At 50.6% G+C, this 23657-nt stretch carries 26 protein-coding genes; 23 read left to right on the top strand and 3 right to left on the bottom strand.

Translation table 11 applies throughout. From position 1 onward, the window contains the following. Positions 1–534 precede the first annotated feature (534 nt). The 21 genes from csgB to LVQ77_RS05460 all read left to right on the top strand — a co-directional run bounded on the left by csgB (position 535) and on the right by LVQ77_RS05460 (position 16511). Positions 535–990: a curli minor subunit CsgB gene (gene csgB / locus LVQ77_RS05560; protein WP_232865574.1), complete on the top strand. Its 456-nt coding sequence runs from the start codon at positions 535–537 to the stop codon at positions 988–990. Positions 991–1038: 48 nt separating this feature from the next. Then, positions 1039–1422, top strand: a complete 384-nt coding sequence (locus LVQ77_RS05555; protein ID WP_232865573.1) for a curlin — start codon at positions 1039–1041, stop codon at positions 1420–1422. Between the two features lie 62 nt (positions 1423–1484). Further along, positions 1485–1814 (top strand): curli assembly chaperone CsgC, encoded by a 330-nt coding sequence (gene csgC, locus LVQ77_RS05550; RefSeq protein WP_154149409.1) that lies wholly within the window; start codon positions 1485–1487, stop codon positions 1812–1814. 112 nt (positions 1815–1926) lie between these two features. Next, positions 1927–2244, top strand: coding sequence for a YmdA family protein (locus LVQ77_RS05545; protein ID WP_232903891.1), 318 nt, complete (start codon positions 1927–1929; stop codon positions 2242–2244). Positions 2245–2461: 217 nt separating this feature from the next. Next, a complete protein-coding gene (locus LVQ77_RS05540) occupies positions 2462–3184 on the top strand; it encodes a beta-ketoacyl synthase chain length factor (RefSeq protein ID WP_232903890.1) in 723 nt (240 codons plus the stop codon). Then, on the top strand, positions 3184–3954 hold the full coding sequence (locus LVQ77_RS05535) for a lysophospholipid acyltransferase family protein (RefSeq protein WP_232903889.1): 771 nt from the start codon (positions 3184–3186) through the stop codon (positions 3952–3954). Before LVQ77_RS05540 ends, LVQ77_RS05535 begins: the two co-directional genes overlap by 1 nt. A 38-nt stretch (positions 3955–3992) precedes the next feature. Beyond that, entirely contained in the window at positions 3993–4265 is a 273-nt protein-coding gene (locus LVQ77_RS05530; RefSeq protein ID WP_232903888.1) for a phosphopantetheine-binding protein, read from the top strand. A 19-nt stretch (positions 4266–4284) separates the two neighbouring features. After that, positions 4285–4533 carry an acyl carrier protein gene (locus LVQ77_RS05525; RefSeq protein WP_064517788.1) on the top strand — a complete coding sequence of 83 codons (249 nt, stop codon included), beginning with the start codon at positions 4285–4287 and terminating at the stop codon, positions 4531–4533. 3 nt (positions 4534–4536) lie between these two features. Next, positions 4537–5106, top strand: coding sequence for a COG4648 family protein (locus LVQ77_RS05520; protein WP_232903887.1), 570 nt, complete (start codon positions 4537–4539; stop codon positions 5104–5106). Continuing rightward, positions 5099–6415 (top strand): AMP-binding protein, encoded by a 1317-nt coding sequence (locus LVQ77_RS05515; RefSeq protein WP_232903886.1) that lies wholly within the window; start codon positions 5099–5101, stop codon positions 6413–6415. Before LVQ77_RS05520 ends, LVQ77_RS05515 begins: the two co-directional genes overlap by 8 nt. Next, positions 6402–6752, top strand: coding sequence for an ApeI family dehydratase (locus LVQ77_RS05510; RefSeq protein ID WP_232903885.1), 351 nt, complete (start codon positions 6402–6404; stop codon positions 6750–6752). Before LVQ77_RS05515 ends, LVQ77_RS05510 begins: the two co-directional genes overlap by 14 nt. Continuing rightward, the gene (locus tag LVQ77_RS05505; protein ID WP_232903884.1) at positions 6743–8437 is read left to right on the top strand and encodes a glycosyltransferase family 2 protein; all 1695 of its coding nucleotides are present in this window, start codon (positions 6743–6745) and stop codon (positions 8435–8437) included. The genes LVQ77_RS05510 and LVQ77_RS05505 overlap by 10 nt, the downstream gene beginning before the upstream one ends. Next, positions 8431–8856, top strand: a complete 426-nt coding sequence (locus LVQ77_RS05500; protein ID WP_064517797.1) for an acyl-CoA thioesterase — start codon at positions 8431–8433, stop codon at positions 8854–8856. Before LVQ77_RS05505 ends, LVQ77_RS05500 begins: the two co-directional genes overlap by 7 nt. Beyond that, the gene (locus LVQ77_RS05495; protein WP_064517799.1) at positions 8849–9454 is read left to right on the top strand and encodes an outer membrane lipoprotein carrier protein LolA; all 606 of its coding nucleotides are present in this window, start codon (positions 8849–8851) and stop codon (positions 9452–9454) included. Before LVQ77_RS05500 ends, LVQ77_RS05495 begins: the two co-directional genes overlap by 8 nt. Continuing rightward, the gene (locus LVQ77_RS05490) at positions 9426–11744 is read left to right on the top strand and encodes an MMPL family transporter (RefSeq protein WP_232903883.1); all 2319 of its coding nucleotides are present in this window, start codon (positions 9426–9428) and stop codon (positions 11742–11744) included. The genes LVQ77_RS05495 and LVQ77_RS05490 overlap by 29 nt, the downstream gene beginning before the upstream one ends. Next, on the top strand, positions 11744–12319 hold the full coding sequence (locus LVQ77_RS05485) for a DUF3261 domain-containing protein (RefSeq protein WP_232903882.1): 576 nt from the start codon (positions 11744–11746) through the stop codon (positions 12317–12319). Before LVQ77_RS05490 ends, LVQ77_RS05485 begins: the two co-directional genes overlap by 1 nt. A gap of 2 nt (positions 12320–12321) precedes the next feature. Continuing rightward, complete coding sequence (locus tag LVQ77_RS05480; RefSeq protein ID WP_232903881.1) at positions 12322–13494, top strand: beta-ketoacyl-[acyl-carrier-protein] synthase family protein; 1173 nt, start codon at positions 12322–12324, stop codon at positions 13492–13494. Then, positions 13487–13945, top strand: coding sequence for a hotdog family protein (locus LVQ77_RS05475; RefSeq protein ID WP_232903880.1), 459 nt, complete (start codon positions 13487–13489; stop codon positions 13943–13945). The genes LVQ77_RS05480 and LVQ77_RS05475 overlap by 8 nt, the downstream gene beginning before the upstream one ends. A 12-nt stretch (positions 13946–13957) precedes the next feature. Then, positions 13958–14689: a 3-ketoacyl-ACP reductase FabG2 gene (locus LVQ77_RS05470; RefSeq protein ID WP_232865562.1), complete on the top strand. Its 732-nt coding sequence runs from the start codon at positions 13958–13960 to the stop codon at positions 14687–14689. After that, on the top strand, positions 14686–15915 hold the full coding sequence (locus LVQ77_RS05465; protein ID WP_232903879.1) for a beta-ketoacyl-ACP synthase: 1230 nt from the start codon (positions 14686–14688) through the stop codon (positions 15913–15915). The genes LVQ77_RS05470 and LVQ77_RS05465 overlap by 4 nt, the downstream gene beginning before the upstream one ends. Then, positions 15906–16511 (top strand): 4'-phosphopantetheinyl transferase superfamily protein, encoded by a 606-nt coding sequence (locus LVQ77_RS05460; protein WP_232903878.1) that lies wholly within the window; start codon positions 15906–15908, stop codon positions 16509–16511. The genes LVQ77_RS05465 and LVQ77_RS05460 overlap by 10 nt, the downstream gene beginning before the upstream one ends. Here the strand turns inward: LVQ77_RS05460 and LVQ77_RS05455 are convergent. After that, positions 16501–18804 (bottom strand): Orn/Lys/Arg family decarboxylase, encoded by a 2304-nt coding sequence (locus tag LVQ77_RS05455; RefSeq protein ID WP_232903877.1) that lies wholly within the window; start codon positions 18802–18804, stop codon positions 16501–16503. The genes LVQ77_RS05460 and LVQ77_RS05455 overlap by 11 nt on opposite strands. A gap of 12 nt (positions 18805–18816) precedes the next feature. Next, positions 18817–20148 carry an arginine/agmatine antiporter gene (gene adiC, locus LVQ77_RS05450; RefSeq protein WP_064517817.1) on the bottom strand — a complete coding sequence of 444 codons (1332 nt, stop codon included), beginning with the start codon at positions 20146–20148 and terminating at the stop codon, positions 18817–18819. Positions 20149–20331: 183 nt separating this feature from the next. Here adiC and ymdB point away from each other — a divergent pair, with 183 nt between their 5' ends. Both ymdB and LVQ77_RS05440 read left to right on the top strand, forming a co-directional pair. Next, positions 20332–20856, top strand: coding sequence for an O-acetyl-ADP-ribose deacetylase (gene ymdB, locus LVQ77_RS05445; protein ID WP_232865558.1), 525 nt, complete (start codon positions 20332–20334; stop codon positions 20854–20856). Continuing rightward, complete coding sequence (locus LVQ77_RS05440) at positions 20807–22294, top strand: phospholipase D family protein (RefSeq protein ID WP_232865584.1); 1488 nt, start codon at positions 20807–20809, stop codon at positions 22292–22294. Before ymdB ends, LVQ77_RS05440 begins: the two co-directional genes overlap by 50 nt. Here LVQ77_RS05440 and mdoC read toward each other — a convergent pair. Then, a complete protein-coding gene (gene mdoC / locus LVQ77_RS05435; protein ID WP_232903876.1) occupies positions 22275–23429 on the bottom strand; it encodes a glucans biosynthesis protein MdoC in 1155 nt (384 codons plus the stop codon). The two genes, LVQ77_RS05440 and mdoC, sit on opposite strands and share 20 nt — an antisense overlap. Positions 23430–23657: the final 228 nt, after the last annotated feature.

The following is a 23657-nucleotide window of genomic DNA, read 5'->3' as shown; positions in this document are numbered from 1 at the left end:
ATTAAAATGTTGCAGGTGGAGATTTTTTCTATTTAGTTTTAGCACTAAAGTTGTACATAAATTATAAGTTGCATAGTTTTAAAAATCATACAAATAAGTATATATCATTGATTTGTATTGATTATTTATTTTTATCCTTATGCGTTTTTCAACTTAACACATGTAAATTGTTGGCATTACATTCGCAGTTGTTAGCTGTCTTAAGAAAACTCATCACCGTGACATGGACACACTAAAAATTGCCAAATAGCAGTCTTTAAATTCAACCAGACGGCAAATCCATGCTTGATAAATGTGATGAATTTAAAAAACATACGCGAATTAAAATAATCGTTTTTGAACCCTTTGTTGTATTTGGTTTTTTTTACTCCACTAATACTTTGTAATGAGTGGAAATATAAAAATACAACATGCGGGTGAGATATTTTAAATGTTTCGACGGACATACTCATTTTCGTAACGCAGAGATAACATTTCTTCTCAACGTTTACGGCAAGTGTTATTAGTAGAAGTATTTAGACCCAGGGTGACAACATGAAGAACAGATCGTTACTTGTGATGTTAGCATTGTTGGGAACGCCTGGTTATGTTCTTGCAAATAATCCCGATCTTGCCAGATCAGAATATAACTTTGCGATGAACGAATTAAGTAGGTCATCGCTAAATCAGGCAGCAATTATTGGTCAGGCTGGCAATTATAATAATGTCAACGTTGACCAGAATGGAAGCAAGCAATTAGCACTGGTCTCTCAGACAGGTTCTTCTAACAGAGCTAATGTTGAACAATCAGGGAGTTATAATCTTGCTTATATTTCACAAGTTGGCAGTGCTAACGATGCGAATATTGAGCAAACAACTTCGGGTAATACTGCTTTAATTAAACAGATAGGTTCTGGTAATAAAGCAAATATTATCCAAACGGGTACTGGTTATACCGCAGTTGTAGTGCAAGTAAGGTCACAAATGGCAGTCCGTGTTGTCCAAAGATAATACACTAGCTATTTGGGCTTAAATTATCAATCCGATGGGAGTTTCACCATGAACTTTATTAAAGTAGCAGCAATCGCAGCAGCATTGGTGGTTTCGGGAAGTGCACTGGCTGGTCAAATCTATCAGGGCGGACATGGTAGTAGTGGTGGTCATGGCAATTATGGCGACACCAATCAAGGTCTGACTGTGACTCAACTTGGTAATTTTAACGGCGCTAACGTTAACCAAAGTTCAAAATCCAGCAGCCTTGATCTACTGCAAAGCGGTAATAATAACCAGGCTAATCTTGTTCAGGCAAGTACTCGTGCCGAATTGAATGTCCAACAATACGGCAACTTTAACGGTGCCAATGTGACACAAGCTACAACTGGCGCTTCGGCAGCTGTAACTCAGTCTGGCTGGGGTAACCAGGCCAATGTCTATCAGCACTAACTGCTAATCCAGACAAAAAAGAACAGGGCCTTTATGCCCTGTTCTTTTTATTGGGGGAAACTATGCACACATTACTTTTATTAGTCGCGCTAAGTAATCAGCTTGCTTTCGATACCCAGCAGCAGGGAGATATGTACACCATCGTACCTGTCGCTACGCTTACTCAGGACTGCCAGTGTTCCTACAAATTCACCGCGCTACGTTCCGGCTCAGGAGGGCAAAGCAACAGCACCCAAAGCGGGAATATTTTTATAAAAGCGAATGAACCTGCCAGGTTAACGCGGATGAGCATGAATATCTCTCCTGGAGATAATGTGACCATTACGGTAACCGTGTCGGATGGAAAAGATATTCATCTGGAAAAAGAGTGGGCTCCGCCGGGCAATGTTTAATAAATGTTGCGATTATGTAGATTTTATTTCTTCTATATACCAGGTTTTAACTGTAGCGTTCACCGTTTTGTGCCGATAACCCTCATACCACTTCAGTTGAGGAGTCCGTAGCGTGAAAACAGTAAGCTTGAGACGTTCATTGCTTTTGCCTATTTTTGTTCTTGCTTTCCCTTTACTTAATGCTCATGCCAGTGGTGGTGTGATTCATTTTCAGGGGGCAGTAGTAGAAGATGGTTGTCGTTTATCGCAATCACCTCAGGCACAGTCAGTTAAATTTTCCTGTACCCAAAACGGAAAGCCAGTTGTTCAGACCATTGCACTCAATAAGCTGAATAATTATACGGCTGGTGGCGATGCTCCGTTTTCTACCAAAATGCGCTACATTGACGCGCAACACCAACTGGCAGTGCTGGAAGTCACATACCGTTAGAATCCGCGGCCTGTGATTAGCAGGCCGTTGGAATTGATGTATGAATATTTATTTCCCAGTCATTTTTGTTACTATTCCCCGCCGTTGATGAATTCAACACGCGCAAAATATAAGCGGCTTAAGAAAAATCCCGTAAAATTAAGACTTATTTTATAGTCGGCATAAATTCGAAGATATATATCTGACGGGACGTCGCAGATGATTGATGGTACAGAGCATGAAGTTAGCGTTTAACATTGTCGACTGGCAGGCCAGTGCACCAGGTTTATCTGAACATGATGACTGGCAGGCATGGGGGAAAACCGCAGCGATTATTGATATTTCATCCCCGATTGCCAAAAGTCGCCATCTACCTATGATGACTGCGCGCCGTCTGGCATCAGGTAGCAGGCTTGCTGTTGATTGTGCCCTTGCTATTTTGTCCCGACAAAATGTTGATGCGTTGGTTTTTTCCAGCCGCCATGGTGAGCTGGAGCGAAACTTTCGGATTTTAACCGCATTAGCGTGCGAAGAAAGTCTCTCACCAACTGATTTTGCGATGTCAGTACACAATTCAGCGGTAGGCAATACCACGATTGCCGCCCAACAAGCATTGGTTTCGTCCTCTGTTTCTGCGGGTTTTGACAGCTTTGCGCAGGCATTAATTGAAGTGGCATCGCTGCATCACTCCGGGTATCAACGCGTGATGCTGGTGGATTTCGATGGGCTGATTCCTGAGTTTTATCACTCTCATCTTCCAGATGAGACGGTCAGCATGCCATTTGCGGTGGCCTTGTTGCTGGAAGCTGGCTCGCAGATCCAGTGTGATACAACACCGAGCCAAACCCCTGGTGCGCAAGGTTTACCGCAGGGGCTGGCATTTTTGCACGGCTGGCTCAGTGACGAGCAGACCTTTACCCTTATTGGTGAACGCCTGTGCTGGCGTTGGAGTCGTCATTAATGTGGGGGCGCTTAGAGTGGTGCTGGCGCGTGCTGATGACCGGTTGGTTGTTCATTCTGTTTGGTAGCGGTGGCCTGGCGTTGTCACTGGTATGGTTTAACTTGCTGTTACTGTTTGTTCGCGATAATGGCAAACGCCGTGAGATTGCTCGCCGTAGCATCTCCGCCAGTTTCCGGCTATTTTTACGCATCGGACGCCTGCTTGGCGTGTTTGATTATCGCTTCGAAAATTGTGCGCAATTAGCAAACGATCATGGATGTTTGATAGTCGCAAACCACCCGACGCTGCTCGATTACGTGTTTATTGCTTCTCAGGCGCCGCATATTGGTTGCCTGGTGAAAGCAAGCCTTGTGAACAATCCCTGTTTTCGTGGCGTGATTAAAGCCGCTGACTATCTGGTTAATAGTCAGGGCGAAACATTACTTCCTGAAAGCCAGAAACGCATAACGGCAGGGGAGGCGATACTGATTTTCCCTGAAGGGACGCGTACCCGCCCGGGTGAACCGCTGGTTATCCAGCGAGGTGCTGCGAATATTGCTTTGCGTTGTAGATGTGAATTGCGTCTGGTGCATATTCACTGTGACCAGCGTTATCTGGACAAACGCAGCCGCTGGTACCAGATACCTCAGCGCAAGCCGATGATTACCGTGAGTGTTAAACAGCGGGTCGACAGCCAAAGCTTTATGGCAAACCAAGACGATGCCCCGACGATTGCGGCGCGCCGTCTTAGCCAATATTTAAGTCAGGAATTGGTTCCTGACCCTTTTTAAAAGTCTACTCAGATAGACTCTAAGACTCGGATGGTGATATGCAATCTCTAGAGACCGATATTAAACAACTCATTATCGACACCCTGAATCTCGAAGAGATAAGTGTCGATGAGATTGAAAGTGGGGCTGCGTTATTTGGTAACGACGGTCTTGGCCTTGATTCCATCGATGCTCTGGAATTGGGTCTGGCGGTTAAAAAACGTTATGGTGTGGTGTTATCCGCAGAAAACGAAACGATGCGTGAACATTTTTACTCGGTCGCGAATCTGGCCGCATTTATTAATAGTCAAAACCCTGCGCACAGCGCCTGATTGAAACCACGAGTACGCTATGAATAAAGAAGATATTTATCAGGAAGTCACCGGGTTACTGGTTAAGTTATTTGAACTCTCTCCTGAGCAAATCACCCCGCAATCTCGTCTCTACGAAGATTTGGATCTCGATAGTATCGATGCGGTAGATATGGTTGTGCATCTGCAAAAACGCACCGGTAAAAAAATCAAACCGGAAGATTTTAAAACGGTTCGTACCGTACAGGATGTCGTAGACGCGGTTGAGCGTTTGCATAGCGGGTCTTAAAGCGTGCTGGCAAAACGTGCGCTAAGTATTGTCGGAGGGCTAGCCGTAATAGGTTGGCCCTTTGCCGTCTGGTTAGCCCTTTCATATCCAAAATTACACATTTTGCTGCCTATTCTGGCGTTGTGCTTTGTGCTGCGTTTGTGCGCATTACGTGGCAAAACGGGTGCATTGAGCCGTGCGTTCAAAGGGCTGGCCATTGTGGGGGCGGTGTTATCTATTGCCAGTATTTGGATGCGTGAAGCACAGCTGTTGCTGTGGTATCCGGTGGTGGTCAATGTGGTGATGCTGGCACTATTTGGTGCCTCACTGTGGAGTAGCCAGTCTTTAATTGAACGCCTGGCTCGTTGGCGTGAAGGGGATCTACCGGCTGCGGGTGTGCGATATACCCGTCGCGTGACGCAAGTGTGGTGCATTTTCTTTATCCTGAATGGCAGCATGGCACTATTCACCTGCCTTGCGGGTAACATCCACTGGTGGACATTGTGGAATGGAATGGCGAGCTACCTGCTGATGGGGGCGTTATTTGCCGGTGAATGGTTGGTGAGGCAGCGGGTGAAACGTCGCTATGAATAATCCTTTATCACTAAAGCTGTGGCTAAGCGGTCGCCATCCGCAACATGTTGTGGCGTTTGAAGGGGCGCATCTTTGGACCCAGGCCGATTTAATCGCTGATGTTCAGCGTATTTATGGCTGGCTAAAAACACAGCCGGGCGATCGCTGGGCGCTTTGTCTTGATAACAGCTACGCCTTTATTACCGCGCTTTTGGCGACACTGCATGCGGGTAAAACCCCAGTGATCCCTGGGCATTGCCGGGAAGCACAGCTTCGCGAACAGCAAATGCATTTTTGCGGCGTCATTAGCGATGTGCCGCTCAACCTTAACTGCCCGGTGATAAACCCGCAAACTCTGGCGTATACGGCAGTCCAATCCTTCGAACTGGTTCATGTCGATGCGGGTGTGGTGCTATTTACCTCGGGCTCTACTGGTGAACCTGCGCAAATCTTCAAAACGCTACAGGCGTTGGATGAAGAGATTGCCTGGCTTGCGGCATTGTGGGGCGAAAAGCTACGTGATTGTCGCGTGGTGGGCTCGGTGTCACACCAGCATCTCTATGGTTTTACTTTCCGTGTGATGCTGCCAATGGCCCTTGGTCTTGCCAGTGATGCTGCAATGATTCACTTCCCTGAGCAACTGGTGGCGTATTCAAACCATCCTTTATTGTTTATCAGCAGCCCGGCATTTTTAAAACGCCTCGATGCGAACCTCGCGGCTCCAACTTTTAAAAGCGTGATTTCCGCCGCCGGGAAACTCGATGACGATACCGCGCAAAATGCACGAGCGTGGCTTAAAACACCGGTATCAGAAATTTATGGCACCACCGAAACGGGTGTGCTGGCGTGGCGGCAACATTCGCAAATCTCGCCTGAATGGCAGCCCTTCCCGCAAGTGCGTTTTACCCCGCAGAGTGATGGCTGGCAGATTGAGTCAGCATTGATTCATCACCGATGCGTGCAGTTAGACGATATTCTCGAATTTAGCCCGCAGGGAAGTTTTCGCTTATTAGGTCGCCGCGATCGCATTATAAAAATCGAAGAAAAGCGTATCTCACTGAGTGAAATCGAACGCCGATTACTGGCGCTCCCCGGTATTGAGGATGCCGCTGTCGTTCCCATTATGCGCGGTAACCGAATTGCGCTGGGGGCGGTGGTGGTTGCTTGTGAACAAACGGCTAATAAACAACTCTGGCGTGAAGCACTCCGCGCCTGGCTTGAGCCAATAGCCATTCCGCGTTATTGGCGTGTCGTCGAGCTTATTCCGCACAATAGCCAAGGCAAGCGTTCATGGGTGCAATTACAGGAGTTATTTGATGAAACCCGTTGAGTTACAGCGCTCGCAACCCGAAGCAGGAAAACTGTGCCTACGTTTAGCTGTTCCGGCAACGGTAGGCTGGTTCGCTGGCCATTTTCCCACTCAACCGTTATTACCTGGCGTGGCGCAGCTCGATTGGGTGATGGCTTATGGAGCGACACTTGCACCGGGAATGCGCTTTTGTTCGATTGATAGCGTTAAATTCCAACGCCCTATTGTGCCGGGCAGCGAACTTGAGCTGAATCTGCAATGGGATGCTACGCGCTGTGTGTTGAGTTTCATTTACACCCTGTTAAACGAAGAGGGTGGTGTTGCTGCCAGCAGCGGGAAAATTAAGCTATGTCCGTAACGACCACGGCTTTTCGCCCTTGTGTGGTGATCCCATGTTATAACCACGGCGCGACAATGGCGGTGGTGCTGAAACGTCTGCAACCTTTTGCACTGCCGGTGATTATTGTTGATGACGGTAGTGATGCTGCAACAAAGCAGGAACTGGCGCAGTTAACCGGAGTCACCCTTATCCATTTGGAAACCAATCGGGGAAAAGGGGAGGCAGTCATTACCGGCCTTAAAGCGGCGTCACAGGCAGGGTTTAGCCATGCTATTCAACTTGATGCTGACGGGCAGCACTGCATTGAAGATGTGCCACGTTTTTTAGATGAAGCGCGCAAGCATCCTGGCTGCCTGATTTCTGGAATGCCGGAGTACGATGATTCTGTTCCAAAATCGCGTCTTTACGGGCGCTATGTCACGCACATTTGGGTATGGATTGAGACTCTGTCACTGTCGTTAAAAGACAGCATGTGTGGGTTCCGTGTTTATCCGTTAGCGGCAACGCTTGCGGTTATTGCGAAACATTCCCCAGGTAAACGCATGGATTTCGATACCGAAATTATGGTGCGTTTATATTGGGCTGGCACCGACAGCCATTTTTTGCGCACGCGAGTGATTTATCCGGCAGATGGCCTGTCGCACTTTGACGCACTTCGCGACAACCTGCGCATCTCGTGGATGCATACGCGACTCTTCTTCGGCATGTTACCGCGCGTTCCGGCATTACTCTCGCGTCGTCGAAAGAGCACTCATTGGGCGCAAGTGCCAGAACGTAAGGGGCTGGCGGGAATGCGCTTAATGTTGAATATCTACCAACGTCTGGGGCGGCGTGCATTTAACGCATTGCTCTATCCGGTGGTGGCGTGGATGTGGTTAACCGGCGGCACGCAGCGTAAGGCATCACAGCAGTGGTTGGCTCAGGTTCGTCAACAGGCACAATGCCTGGGCGTCACACTGCCCACAGGGTTAAACAGCTATCGCCACTTCTTACGCTTTGGCGATGCAATGCTTAACAAAATTGCTGCCTGGCGCGGTGACATTCTCTGGGGGCGTGATATCGAGTTTGCCCCCGGTAGCCGTGAAGTTTTACAACCGCAGGCAGGGCAGGGGAAGTTAATCCTCGCCGCACATCTGGGTGATATCGAAGCCAGCCGCGCATTGGCTCAGGTTGAGGCTGGGCTTGTGATTAATGCGCTCGTCTTCACCGATAACGCCCAACGCTTTCGTCAGATTATTGAAGAAATTGCTCCACAGGCCGGTGTGAATCTGCTGCCGGTTAGCCATATTGGCCCGGAAACTGCCATGCTTTTACAAGAAAAACTCGATGCCGGAGAGTGGGTTGCGATCGTCGGTGATCGGGTTGCCGTTAACACGCAACGTGGTGGTGAGCGGCGCGTATGCTGGAGCCAGTTTATGGGCAACCAGGCCCCTTTCCCGCAAGGGCCGTTTATTCTTGCCGCCGCATTACGATGCCCCGTCATTTTGATGATGGTTTTGCGTGAACAAGGCAAACTGCGTATTCATGCTGAGAATTTTGCCGATCCTTTGGTGTTGCCACGTGCAACTCGGCAACAAGCACTACAAGAACATATTGATAATTACGCGCGTCGTCTGGAGTGTTATGCACTGCGTTCGCCGCTCGATTGGTTTAATTTTTATGATTTCTGGCAATTACCTCCAGAAAAGGAGTCCGGATGTTAAATGACCCACGTTTTACTGTGGAGGTCAGCATCAAAGTCCCATTCCATGATGTCGATGCGATGGGCGTTGTGTGGCATGGCAACTATTTCCGCTACTTTGAGGTGGCGCGCGAAGCATTGCTCAACCAATTTGATTATGGCTATCGTGCCATGAGTGAGTCTGGTTTTGTCTGGCCGGTTGTCGACACTCGAGTTAAATACCGTGATACGGTGAAATTTGAACAACAGATTCTGGTGCGCGCAACGGTACTCGAGTATGAAAACCGCCTAAAAATCGGCTATGAAATTGTTGATGCCCAAACGGGCAAACGCGCTACATCGGGTTACACCATCCAGGTTGCCGTTGAGGCAACAAGCGGAGAACTTTGTTTCGTCTCCCCTCAGATACTTTTTGAACGCATGGGCTTGAGTCATGAATAAGATTATTTTAATGGCTTTGCTGTGTATCAGCTTTATGGCGAACGCAATTACCCTCGATGACGTGCAACGTAGCTTTGCATCGCAGCCGGTGGTGCGGGCAAAATTCCAGCAAGACCGTCAAATTAGCGGAATGGCGCAACCGCTGCATTCCAGCGGTGAAGTGTTGATCGCTAAAAGCAAAGGCTTGTGGTGGCAGCAACAACACCCATTCCCGATGACGCTGGTGCTTGATGATAGCCACATGGTGCAGGTCATGGGCAGTCAGGCCCCGCAAATCATTACCGCAGATAGCAACCCGCAAATGTTCCAGTTCAATCATTTGCTACGCGCTCTATTCCAGGCCGACCGTAAAGTGCTTGATGAAAACTTTTCCAGCGCCTTTACCGACCAGGGCAATGGCAAATGGCAACTGGTCTTAACGCCAACTACGACGCCGCTCGATAAGCTGTTTAGTACGATTACCCTGGAAGGCGATAAATACCTTAATCGCATTGCACTGAATGATTTGCAGGGCGATTTTACGGAAATCACCTTTAGCGACCACCGACTAAACCCACGAAAATTGACTCATGAAGAGCAGCAGCGCTTCGCTTTCTAATATGCATCGTCGTCTGGCATGGGGCTGGCTTGTGATAGTCACTGTGCTGGTGGTGTTGCTCGCAACTTTGTTGCCAAAGGCGCGGCTCGACAGCAGCGTGCTGTCCCTGTTGCCCGCCAGCAGCCTAGGTAAAGTCCCACCACAAATCGAGAACGGTTTTCTGCAACGTCTCGACAGGCAAATGATGTGGATGGTCAGCCCCGGCAATCAACCAGACTCAGCCGCGGCCCAATGGTGGCAAACGCAACTGCAACAGCAGCCATTCCTTGCGGGTGTGCAGGGGCCAATGGATGCAAAAGGCCAGCAGGAGTGGGGGAAATTCTACTTCGAGCATCGCAATGGCCTGGTTGATAACCAAACTCGCGGTCGTTTGCAAAATGGTGGCGAAGTGCAGGCTCAGTGGGTGTTGTCGCAACTGTACTCGGCGTTTTCTGGGGTCAGTGGTAAAGAGCTGAAAAACGATCCGCTGATGCTGGTGCGTGGGTCTCAACTGGCGCTGCAACAAACGGCCAGTCAGATGCGATTGATGAACGGCTGGCTGGTGGCACGTGATAAACAGGGGCGTTACTGGTATTTGCTGCATGGTGAGCTGAAAGGTTCATCGTTTGATATGCAGCAGGGGCGCAAAGCGGTTGAGCAACTGCAAGCCTTGCAACAAAACCTGAAACAGCACTTCCCGCAGGCTGAAGTGATGTCGCGTGGCACGCTGTTCTACAGTGATTACGCAAGCCAACAGGCAAAGCATGATGTTTCAACGCTTGGCCTGGCGACGGTGATTGGCGTGTTGCTACTGGTGCTTGCGGTGTTTCGCTCAGTTCGGCCTTTACTATTGTGTGTCACATCGGTTGCGATTGGAGCACTGGCAGGCACCGCTATCACACTACTTTGCTTTGGTGAACTGCACCTGATGACGCTTGTTATGAGCATGAGCATCGTTGGTGTTTCGGCCGATTACACGCTCTATTACCTTACCGAACGAATGGTGCATGGCCGTGAAAACTCACCCATCGCGAGTTTACGCAAAGTGCTTCCTGCTTTACTGCTGGCGCTGGCAACAACCGCTATTGCCTACCTGATTATGATCCTCGCGCCGTTCCCCGGTATTCGCCAACTCGCCGTTTTTGCCGCCAGTGGTTTAATTGCTTCCTGCCTGACGGTGGTTTGCTGGTACCCGTTTGCGGTGCGCGGCTTGCCGGTTAGGGCTGTGCCTTGTGGCCGGTTACTTACTGCCTGGCTTGAGGCATGGCAAAACCAAAAAGCGGTGCGCGTTGGCGTGCCGTTTGCGTTGCTGGTGGTTAGCCTTGCGGGAATGGCATCCTTAAAAATCAATGACGATATCGCCAGTTTCCAGGCATTGCCGCAGGATCTGGTACGTGAAGAGCAGGCCATTACCGCTTTGACCGGGCAGGGCATGGATCAGAAATGGTTTGTGGTTTATGGCGACACCGCCGAGCAAACGCTGCAACGCCTGGAAAAACTGGCTCCTGAACTTGCAGAGGCTAAAAAGCAAAAAGCTATCGATAGCTACCGCCTGATTCCGTTAGCCTCTCTTGAGCAGCAACAGGCGGATTTGCTTCTGCTGCGCGAAGCCGCACCCATTTTGCAAAAACGCCTTGCCGAAAGCGGCATTCCGGTGACAGCGCCCAATTTACAGCAGATGGCAGTGACCCCGGATCTTTGGCAAAAGAGCGTGATCAGTAGCGGATGGCGCTTGTTGTGGTTATCGTTGCCGGACGGTAAAAGCGGTGCGCTGGTGCCGGTAAATGGTGTTCACAATAGTGAATTTCTTGCCAATATTGCGGCAAAGTTACCTGGGGTAAGTTGGGTCGACAGAAAAGTGATGTTTAACGAATTATTCAGCCACTTCCGTAGTTTGTTGACTATTTTACTGGCAGCGGCTGTTGTGGCGATTGCCATCAGCTATGTGCTGCGACTCGGTGTAAAACGCGGGTTATTAAGTGTGGTACCTTCGCTGTTATCGCTGGGTTGTGGGCTTGCAGCACTTGCCTTCAGTGGACATACATTAAACCTGTTCTCGCTATTGGCGCTGGTGCTAGTCCTCGGGATTGGCATTAATTACACGCTGTTCTTTAGTAACCCACGCGGCACCCCGTTGACGTCGCTTCTGGCAATAAGTGTGGCATTGCTGACCACACTCTTCACATTAGGCATGCTGGTCTTTAGCCAGACTCAAGCTATCGCAAGCTTTGGCATTGTGCTCAGTTGCGGCATCTTCTGTGCATTCCTGACTGCCCCCTTAGCCCTACCTACTCAGGGAAAGAGAGAATAATGAAAATACTACCTACACTGGCATTGTTGCTTGGCTCCTTATTATTGAGTGCGTGCAGCACAACAAAACCAGATACCTCAAGGCCGCAGGCCTGGTTAAAAGCCGGCACTTTAGTGACGTTGCCCCCGCCTGGGATTACGCCGTCAATTACCCAACAACAATTGCTGACTGCGCAAGTCAAAGGCAAAACCCAATCATTGATGGTGTTGCTCAATGCCGACCAGCAGAAAATCATGCTGGCTGGTTTGTCGCCATTAGGGATTCGTTTATTCCGCCTGACGTATGACAGTCAGGGCGTGAAAACCGAGCAGTCAATGACGTTGCCAGAATTGCCTCCAGCAAGTCAGGTTCTTGCCGATATTATGTTGAGCTACTGGCCGATAAGCGCCTGGCAGCCGCAGTTACCTAAAGGCTGGACATTAAAAGATGTCGATTCCCGCCGCGAACTGCGCGATGACCAGGGGGCGTTGATTGAGACAATTCATTATCTGATGCGTAACGGTAGTCGACAGCCGGTGAGTGTGCACCACCATCGTTTCGGTTATGTCATCAGTATTCAGCATCTGGACAGCTAATTATGATTACTCTATCTGCTGCCGGAATGGTCAACGCCCTGGGCAACAACCTTGACGAAATCGCAGCAAATTTGCAGGCCAATACTGCACCAGGTATGGGGCCAGATACCGATGGCTGGTTGCAGCAGGGAGAATGTTGGGTAGGGCGTGTTTGTGGCGAATTACCAGAAATAGCGCCAGAAATGGCGCAGTACAATAGCCGAAATAACCGTCTGTTATTGGCTGCTCTGGTACAAATTCGCTCGCAGGTGGATGACGCCATTGCACGATACGGAAACGAGCGCGTGGCAGTCGTGTTAGGGACCAGTACTTCCGGGCTTGATGAAGGTGACCGTATGGTCAGCGGCAGCCACGAAGGTTCTCCGCCCGCTTCTTATTATTATGGCCAGCAAGAGCTTGGCGATCCCTCACGTTTTCTGAGCGACTATTTGCAACTGTTTGGCCCGGCGTTGACCATTTCAACCGCCTGTTCTTCCAGCGCGCGAGCAATGATTACCGGTAAAAGGCTGATTGAGTCGGGAATGGTGGATGCTGCGATTGTGGGTGGCGCAGATACCCTCAGCCGGATGCCTATCAACGGTTTCAATAGTCTGGAGTCATTAAGTAACGTGCGCTGCAAGCCGTTTAGCGCCGAGCGCAACGGCATTACCATTGGTGAGGCTGGCGCCTTGATTTTACTCACCAAAGAGCCGGGGAAAGTCTGTTTACTGGGAGTGGGTGAGTCGTCTGATGCCTGGCATATGTCAGCTCCACACCCGGAAGGAACCGGGGCAATTCGCGCAATTGAAATGGCGCTGCGTGAGGCCAGAATCGGGGCGCATGATATTGGCTATATTAATATGCACGGCACTGCCACGCGTCTGAATGACGAAATCGAGGCCAAAGTGGTGAATCAACTTTTTGGTGAAAGCGTGCCTTCAAGCTCTACTAAGCATCTGACCGGGCACACATTAGGTGCCGCAGGGGCTTGTGAAGCGGTGCTCTGTTATTTGCTGTTAGCGCGCGACTTACTGCTGCCTGCGCAAGATTTCACTGACGCGCATCAAGACATGAGCCTTGCGCCCTGTGGTCTACTCACCGCGCCACAACCATTCCTCAAACCGATAATGCTATCGAACTCATTTGCTTTTGGCGGCAATAATGCTTGCCTGATTTTTGGAGTTTCTCATGACTGATTTTCTTGCCCCACAACACTACTTACCGCACGAAGCACCAATGTGCTTGCTCGAATCGGTAGTGGCGGTGGAACAAGAAAGTGCGCATTGTCAGGTAACGGTGAGCAACCTCGGTGTGCTTGCACCTTTTCTTGATGGGGAAGGCAATTTACCGGGCTGGTTTGCTATCGAATTGATTGCCCAGACGGTCGGCGTGTGGTCAGGCTGGCATGCGAAAAAAAACGGTGAAGAAGAAAGCCTGGTTGGAATGCTGCTGGGTGGGCGTGGAATACGCTGCCCGGCTGGCGTTTTCCCACAAGGTGCGTTACTGGAATGCCACGTCACGCTGCTGATGCGTGATGAAAAGATTGGTAGTTTTGAAGGACAAATTCTCGCGGACGGCAACGTACTAGCGAGCGGGCGAGTTAATACATATCAGCCTGATAATAATGAATTAAAACAATTATTTTGATGAGATAGCAAGATGACACAGACGGTATTAGTAACCGGCGCCAGCAAGGGGATTGGCAAGGCGATTGCTCTGGGGCTTGCCGCCGACGGATTTGCAGTAGTGGTGCATTACCATCGTGACGAAGCGGGTGCCCAGCATACGCTTGAGCAAATTACGGCTCAGGGTGGAAAAGGGCGGCTGATGCAGTTTGATAGCTCAGACCGTAGCCAATGTCGCAACGTCCTCGAGGCTGATATCGAAACTCACGGTGCGTATTGGGGAGTGGTCAATAATGCGGGTATGACTCGCGATGGCGCATTTCCTGCACTCAGTGATGATGATTGGGATGGTGTTATTCGTACCAATCTCGACAGTTTTTATAATGTAATTCAACCCTGCGTCATGCCGATGATTGGCCTGCGCAAAGGCGGGCGAATCATTACGCTCTCGTCGGTTTCTGGCCTGATGGGCAACCGTGGTCAGGTGAACTATAGCGCTGCAAAAGCGGGCATTATCGGCGCCACTAAAGCGCTGGCTATAGAATTGGCGAAACGCAAAATCACCGTTAACTGTATCGCACCGGGCTTGATTGATACCGGCATGGTTGAAATGGAAGAGGCGGCGCTAAGTGAGGCGATGCGCATGATTCCGCTGCAACGCATGGGCCAGCCTGAAGAAGTGGCAGGACTTGCGCGCTATTTAATGTCACCGGTTGCAGGTTATGTCACACGCCAGGTTATCTCCATCAATGGAGGTATGTTGTGATTCGCCGTGTAGTAGTAACTGGAATGGGTGGCGTGACTGCTTTTGGCTCTCACTGGCAGGATGTGGCTGCGGGCTTGAAGTCTGGTAAAAACGCGGTCCGTCATATGCCAGAGTGGCAAATTTACGATGGGCTGAACACCATGCTCGGTGCGCCGGTCGATAATTTTACGTTGCCGGAGCACTACACGCGAAAGCGTATTCGGGCGATGGGGCGCGTTTCGCTGCTCGCGACCAGGGCCACGGAACTTGCGTTAATTCAGGCGGGTTTGCTCGACGACCCTATTCTCACCAGTGGCGAAACTGGCATTGCCTATGGTTCTTCGACCGGTAGCACCGGGCCGGTGAGCGAGTTCGCCACCATGCTCACTGAAAAACATACCCGCAATATTACCGGCACGACCTATGTGCAGATGATGCCGCATACCGCAGCGGTCAATACCGGATTGTTTTTTGGCTTGCGTGGGCGGGTGATCCCAACCTCCAGTGCTTGTACGTCAGGTAGTCAGGCCATTGGTTATGCCTGGGAAGCGATTCGCCATGGCTACCAGACAGTAATGGTTGCGGGGGGAGCTGAAGAGTTATGTCCTTCGGAAGCGGCAGTATTTGATACGCTTTTTGCCACCAGCCAGCGTAACGACCAGCCAAAGAGCACACCGTCACCGTTTGATAAACAACGAGATGGGCTAGTCATTGGTGAAGGTGCAGGGACGTTGATCCTTGAAGATCTCGATCATGCCCTGGCACGTGGCGCGACGATCTATGCTGAGATTGTCGGTTTTCATACCAATTGTGATGCAGCACATATCACGCAGCCGCAGAAAGAAACCATGCAAATCTGTATCGAGCGCGGCCTGGTTTCGGCAGGGCTTGAGGCTCGCGACATTGGGTACATTAACGCCCATGGCACCGCAACCGATCGTGGTGATATTGCGGAAAGTCACGCTACGGCGGCAATTTTTGGTGCCAATGCCCCCATCTCTTCACTGAAAAGTTATTTGGGCCATACGCTCGGTGCCTGTGGTGCGCTGGAAGCGTGGATGAGTATCGAGATGATGCGTGAAGGTTGGTTTGCCGAAACACTCAACTTGACTGAGCCAGATGAGGCGTGCGGTGAGCTCGATTACATCATGGGTGAAGCGCGTAAAATCGACACTGAGTTTGTGCAGAGCAATAACTTTGCCTTTGGTGGAATTAACACGTCACTGGTGATGCGCCGTTGGCGGTAAACGGCTATCACCTGGCGGTGGGCGATGCGGCGTGTTTAGCGGGCGCTACACGCTGGCTGTCACCTCAATTGCTGGAAGAAGCACCTGTGGGGTTACGCCGCGCAGAATGGCTGGCTGCCAGAATTTTGCTGGCGATGCTGCTCAATGACGGCCCGTTACCTAAACTGGAGCGGGGCGCTCACGGCAAACCGTTTCATCCGGCACTGCCTGCTTTCAATATCAGTAACACAGGTTCATCTGTTGCGGTGCTGGTGGGTGAAGGGGATGTGGGTTGCGATATTGAATTCATTCGCCCGCATGCGCGTTTTATGGCGATTGCCCGGCATAGTTTTGGTGCGCCACTTTGTGATTGGCTGGAATCGTTGCCTGAAGATGAAAAAATGGTGGCGTTCTGGCGTTTGTGGACGGCGCACGAGGCGGTGCTTAAACAGCGCGGAGGAACGGTCTGGCAAATGAATCAGCTCAATTTACCGCTGGAGTCACTTTGCCCGCCAGACCGATATCTTCATCATGTTTGCGTCGAGAACCGGCTGATCGCGTGTTGCGGCGAACAGCCTTTTCCCGAGATTTTTTCCCCAGAGCTAATTATTGTTTAAGCGCCCAGATGTGATAAACCCCATCAATTAACTCTGCTCCTTCCAGTTCTTTCTCAAAACCAGGGAATTTCTCGCCCCATTGCGCGATGCTGCGAATGTATTTCAGCCACGGCCCGTCTGCGTCACCAAAACTCTCGCCCGGCATCACAATCGGAATGCCCGGTGGATAAGGGATCACACCGACGGCGGAAATCCGGTTCGGTAATTGGTCGATAGGTAAATGGTCTGCTTTGCCTGCCATATGTTGTTGGAAGGCAATGCGCGGACGTTTTGCCGGCACGGGAATATTGCCAAACGCCTCTGCCTGCAGTTTGTCCATCTGGCTGGTTTTCATGTAGTTAAACATCTCATCGCACAGATCTTTTAGCCCCATACCCGCATAGCGTGCGGCGTCCGCACTGATAAGGTCGGGCAAGCAACGTTTGAGTTGCGTGTTGTTGTCGTAGTCATCTTTAAACTCCAGCAACACGTTAATCAGCGTGCCCCATTTGCCTTTTGTTACGCCGATTGAGAACAGGCACAGCACCATAAAATCGGTGGTTCGCGAGGGAACGATCCCACGCTCGCCAAGGTAGGCGGTCACCATCGCGGCCGGAATACCTGACTCAAGTAAGTTGCCATCATCTCCCATCCCGGGAGCAAGGATCCCTGCTTTGATCGGATCAAGTAAACACCACTCATCTTCCAGTTGCTCAAAGCCATGCCATTTATCCCCAGGCTTGAGTGTCCAACAGGCGGGATCGGTGGTGAGTTGCTCACGTGAGGCTTGAACAAACGGCACTTCAGCACCGGATGCATCGGTAATGGTTGGCGCATTCCATGGCGAGAAGAACCACTCGCCTTTTTTGGCAAATGCGGCATGCACTTTTGCCAGCGCAAGACGGAAATCCACCGCTTCAACGATAACTTCCTGGGTCAGTGCTTCACCCTGGCCGCCATCCATCATCGCTGCACCGATTTCGTTGGAAGCGATAATCGCATACAGCGGGGAAGTGGTGGCTTGCAGCATATATGATTCGTTAAACCGTGAATGCTCGACGGGCTTTTTGCCGTTGCGAATATGGATGTATGAGGCTTGCGACAGTGCTGCCAATAGTTTGTGTGTGGAGTGAGTAGCAAAAACCGTTGGCCCATTACGGTCGAAGTCTTTCGGATCTCCACGCATGGCAAAGCGACCTTTGTACATCGGATTGAAGCGGGCGTAGGCATACCATGCTTCGTCGAAGTGAATCTGGTCAACGCTTTGCGCCAGCAACTCCTGCGCCGCTTCGGCGTGATAACACATACCGTCATAAGTACAGTTAGTTACCACGGCGTACACGGGTTTATCGCTCACTACTTCATGCTTGAGTGGGTTGGCATCAATGGCTGCACGAATGCTTTCTGGCGTGAACTGGCGCTTCGGAATCGGCCCGATAATGCCAAAACGGTTGCGCGTCGGCACGAAATAGACTGGCAGCGCCCCCGTCATCACTAACCCTTGTTCGATGGACTTATGGCAATTGCGGTCGCACAGCGCAATCTCCAGTTCGCCCACAACCGCCTGCATAATGGCGCGGTTAGAACCGGAGGTGCCATTTAACACCGAATAGCTTTGATGTGCGCCAAACACCTCGGCTGCGTAAGTTTCTGAGGCTTTAATTGGCCCGCTGTGGTCAAGCAGCGAACCCATGGCTGCGCGTTCAATACCGGTATCTGTGCGGAACAAGTTCTCCCCGAAGAAATCGAGAAACTCTCGTCCCACCGCCGATTTAGTAAAGGCAACACCACCCTGATGTCCCGGTGCCGCCCATGAATATTCCGGGTTTTCCAGGGTGTAATTAAACAGTGCGCGGGTGAAAGGTGGGAGCAGTTGTTCGTAATAGCGCTGGATCAGCGAACGTGCACGGGCAGCAATAAATTCGGCAGTATCTTCATGCATCCAGACGAACTCATTCACCAGCCGCATTGAATCGAGCGTTAATGTATCGACGCAAGAGTGCTCGGCCATTAACAGCACCGGCACACTCTTATTGCGGCGGCGAATAGTTTGCAACAGCGCGAAAGCCTGGCTGTGGGATTGGTCGTCATTGCCGCCGGAAGTCCAGTCAACAAAAATGCAGCACAGTGAGGCATCGGAGGTGACCGTTGCGATGCCATCTTCAAATGTTGCCGCTGAAATCACGGCAAAGTTGTTCTCTTCAAGCGCCTCGATAAGCTCTGCCACTGCGCGCCCGTTGGCGGTGTTAACGTCCTGAATACTGCTATCGACCACCAGAATTTTACGTTTTTGATGCGTGCCTAAATCAAGCATAGCGATCTCCAGTTAGTCGTTAACCACAGGTTTATCCAGCGGGTAGGGGTTTTTATGACGACGGTTGTAGTTAACGGTGTACATCGCAGTAATCACCATGATGGCGACAAACGACCACATCACTTCGGTCGCGCCTGTGCCAACGACGGCCCAAATACAGTAAATGAAAGCAATCAGCGTGATGAACAGGAACGGCAGACGTTGGTTGCCCAAATGCCCCTGACCGACCAGCATTAAAGCCGCGCAGGTGTAGATATACGGCACCAGCGTAAAGATGACCGATACAGATGAAACCACCGCGAACTGTGAGGTAGCGTCAGGCGAGATACTGGCAAGCTGGAAGATGGTCATCAGGACGCCAACAATCAGCAAACCCGCGACTGGAGTCTGATCTTTATTCACTTTGGCAAAAATAGGTGGGAACAGACCATCGTCGGCGGCGGCTTTCGCCGTTTGCCCGGCGAGTAGCGTCCAGCCGCCAAGGCTTCCTAAACACCCGGCTGCGGCACAGAACGAAACAATTGCCCCGGCAGTGGGCCCCATCGCCATGCGTGCGGCATCGCCAAATGGCGACGCAGAAAGTCTCAGCTCGGCGTTAGGAATCATGCCCATAATGGCAGTGCTGGAAAGCACGTAACAAACTGCGGCAATCAATACCCCGCCAATGGTGGCGATGGGCACGTTGCGTTTGGGATTTTTAACCACCGCTGCCGCTACAGACGCACTTTCCACGCCGATAAACGACCACAGCGTGACGCTCAAGGTACTCTGAATCGCACCAAAAGTGCCTTTGCCGCTGACGTTCCAGGCTTCCATATAGGTATCGCTTTTAAACCAGAACCAGCCTAAGACGGCGACGGCGACTATTGGAATCAGTGCCAGAATAGTGGCGACCGCCTGCACGCGGGTGATCATTTTCGGGCCAACAATATTGAGCCCGACGAACAACCACAAAATGGCGATACAGGTGACGGTGAGCGGCCATGGTTGGTTTAACATCGGGAAGAAATAACTCAGATAACCGACGCCAATTACCACCATGGCGACGTTACCTATCCAGCAGGCCAGCCAGTAAAGCAGATTGGTTTGATAACCCAGGAACGGGCCGAATGCCCGCCGGGCGTATGCATATGAGCCGCCTGGGCTGTCATCGAGAGATGACATTTTGGCGTATACCATGGATAGCGACAGCGCACCGATAATCGTCACCATCCAGCCAAAAATGGCAATTCCGCCCGTTGCTGCAAGGTTCGCCGGGAGCAGGAAAACCCCGGAACCCATTATGTTACCCGCAACCATTAACATCACCGGGACCAGCCCGACTTTTTGCGCTTCACTAGCCATAGAACCTCTCCTGAAACGAAGTTGCCACTGAAATGCGTTAATAAACGCATTAGCTTTGCTGGGTCTTGTAGTAAACGAGAAAAAAGCTGGGGTGGGGCAATGTCAACAAATCCTAAGTAAGGGATATACGCCGACTATTCGGTAAGTTTAGACTACTCTCAAAGACTAACTGGAGATTTCCCAATGAGCGAAAGAATGTCGGTGATACAAGGTGATATCACCCGCGTCGAGGTTGACGTCATTGTCAACGCGGCGAATTCATCCCTGATGGGGGGCGGTGGTGTTGATGGTGCGATTCATCGTGCGGCGGGGCCTGTTTTACTGGAAGCCTGCAAAGTGATTGTTCGCCAACAGGGCGAATGTGCGCCTGGACACGCGGTGATTACCGAGGCTGGGAATATTCCGGTTAAAGCGGTGATTCACGCCGTTGGCCCGGTGTGGCACGGTGGCGAAAAACACGAGGCCGAGTTGCTCGAACAAACCTATCGTAACTGCCTGGACTTAGCCGCCGCCAACGGTTATCGCACCATTGCCTTCCCGGCAATTAGCACGGGTGCTTATGGTTATCCGAAAGAGGAGGCCGCGAAAATCGCCGTTGATACCGTTTACCGCTATATAGGCATACGTCCATTACCTGAAGAGGTCGTTTTTGTCTGCTTTGATGACGAAAATACCCTCATCTATCAACAACTTCTTGCTCAACTCTAATTTGAAAAATCATCACGCCACACGTCTTGGAAGGGCGATTACTCCATCGCTTGCCGAACATCCTGGGTTTAGCGGGATTCACCCTTTGTCGGATAGCCTCGACGCTTTTGCTGCGCGCTATCTGCTGTGCGGGATGGCCGAGAAAACCCTCGATGTGCAGTATTACATCTGGCAGGACGATATGTCCGGGCGCTTGCTGTTCAGCGCGTTGCTGGCGGCGGCTGACCGTGGAGTGAAAGTTCGCCTGTTGCTTGACGATAACAACACCAACGGCCTTGATGATATTTTAGAGTTGCTCAATTCCCATCCGCAGATTGAAGTGCGCCTGTTTAATCCTTTTTCATTTCGCCTGTTTCGCGCCATCGGCTATCTGACCGACTTTGCCAGGCTTAACCGTCGTATGCACAACAAATCATTCACTGTTGATGGTGAAACTACGATTATTGGCGGGCGAAATGTGGGGGATGAGTACTTTGGTGTGGGTAAACAACCGCTGTTTTCAGACTTAGATGTGCTGGCCGTAGGCCCGGTTGTCGAGGATGTCAGCCAGGATTTTGAGCGCTACTGGAATAGCCAGTGTGTCTCGACACTGGAAAAGGTGCTGGATGTCGATACCGATGCCTTGCAGCAGCGGGTGCAATTGCCAGATGACTGGCGCGATGACCCGAAGGCTCGCCGCTATCTTGACCGCCTGACAACCAGCCAGTTTGCGACCGATCTGGTCGCCCGCACGCTTAATATGTACTGGGCGAAAACACGCTTACTCAGCGATGACCCGCGTAAGGGGCAGGGCAGAGCGCGCAATCACACGTTACTGCCGCAACGCCTGATGAATGTGATTGGTATGCCGGAGCGTGAGATAGATATTATTTCAGCCTATTTTGTGCCCACTCGCGCGGGCATCGCACAAATCTTAGGGCTTGTGCGTAAAGGGGTAAAAATAGCCATCCTGACTAACTCACTGGCCGCAAACGATGTGGCGGTCGTTCATGCTGGTTACGCGCGTTGGCGCAAAAAACTGATGCGCCACGGAGTCGAGCTTTATGAGTTAAAGCCTGAGCAGGATGGCCTACGCAGACCACATGATCGTGGCTTAACAGGGAATTCAGGTTCCAGCCTGCATGCCAAAACGTTTAGTGTAGATAAACAAAAGGTGTTTATCGGCTCATTTAATTTTGACCCGCGCTCGGCGATGTTGAATACCGAAATGGGATTTGTCATTGAGAGCGAAGCGCTGGCGCAAGATATTCACCAGCGTTTTACCCAAAGCCAGAAAGAGAATGCCTGGGCGCTGCGTCTGGATAAGTGGGGGCGAGTGAATTGGGTGGAACACAGTGAAGGCAAAGAGATTGTCTGGAAGAAAGAACCGCACACCCGCTTTTGGCAGCGGGTGTTGGTGAGGTTAGTTTATCGACTGCCTATTGAGTGGTTACTTTAACCGCTACATTCTGCGGCTTGCCGGAGAACAGGAAACGCAGCAACGGAATGCGCAGGTGGATTTCATACAGAATCACCGCGATACCAATCACGAAAATTAATCCGGTGATAAAGCCCAGCGCGTTAGACGCAATATGCGGCGTGATGTACGCGCCAAAGAACAGCGTCAACGGATGGTGCACCAGGTAAATAAACAGCGACGCATTCACGAAATAGGTCACACGTTTTGACTGGAAGTTCAGCAGCTTATGGCCCAGCGAGAACACCACGTTGACCATCCACAAACCCATCACCGTGGTGATCACGCTCTCGGTTTCATACATCCAGGCGTCACCGCTACCGTAACGTTGGTTAAGCAGATAGGCGCAAAATGCCAGTGCCGCTCCCACCGCACACCATGGGGACGGTGTGGTAAATAGCGCTTTTAACTGTGGGCGTACAAACACCAGAGCTCCGAGCATGAAGAATGGTAGATAAAACAGCGTTTGCATCACTACGAAGTTAAATAATCCATCACTTAATATCGGTGAGTAAATAATAAAAATAGTACGGCGAATAACACCGTATAGAATACCGAACCCCAGGAAGGCGATTGAGAGCTTTCCTAAAGTAATAGAAGATGGGATATTTTCTGACTTTTCAGTAATACGTGCTTTCATTTGTTGAAACAAAAATAAACAAATAGTCGTCAGCACCACCATGACTAATAAGAACCAGAGGTGAGAAACTAGCTCCCACACCAGTGTGTTGTATTTTTCGTATGGCGTCAGTCCTGGCCAGTTTTTTGCTTTGTCATTAACGTGTTGCAACATTAAAAATTGCGGCAAGGTTAGCAATGGAATGGCCGTCAACATAGGGATGCCGACGCGCTCCACGCGTACTTTCCACCAGCGTTTTAGCGGGTAGCGCAGAAACAGCATGTAAGAAAAATATCCTGAAATAACAAAGAATACCTGCATGCGGAAGGCATGAATAAAATCATTAAACAGGGTTAAACCCCACGATGCTTCAGTGCTGTTGACATGCCAGGTATGGCTTGAATAGATGAGCGAGATATGAAACGGGATGCCTAAAAGCATTAACCAGGCCCGGATAGAATCCAGGAAAAACTCGCGTTGTTGTGGTGCTTTACTCATAATACTCCAAACATTATCGGACGAATCGCCTTATCCTTAAGAACATATCCCAATAGGCTTAAAGTCCCGAACGGTATCAATTCCGTGGCAACCCTACACTAACCATGACATCCTGTCTCCAGGATGGATGCTGAAAGCGTAAGCAGTTGTCTTTTTTTGCTTAAAGGCTGAGCCGGTGCGCTGAACAATGCGGGTAATTGGTTGTCGGAAAGCAGAAGTTTCCATTAA

Origin of the sequence: Buttiauxella cochleicola, assembly GCF_021282435.1 — a bacterium.
In the GTDB taxonomy this organism is placed as follows: domain Bacteria; phylum Pseudomonadota; class Gammaproteobacteria; order Enterobacterales; family Enterobacteriaceae; genus Buttiauxella; species Buttiauxella massiliensis.
The sequence above is the reverse complement of the archived record's forward strand: the minus strand, read 5'-3'. Positions and strand labels throughout refer to the sequence as shown.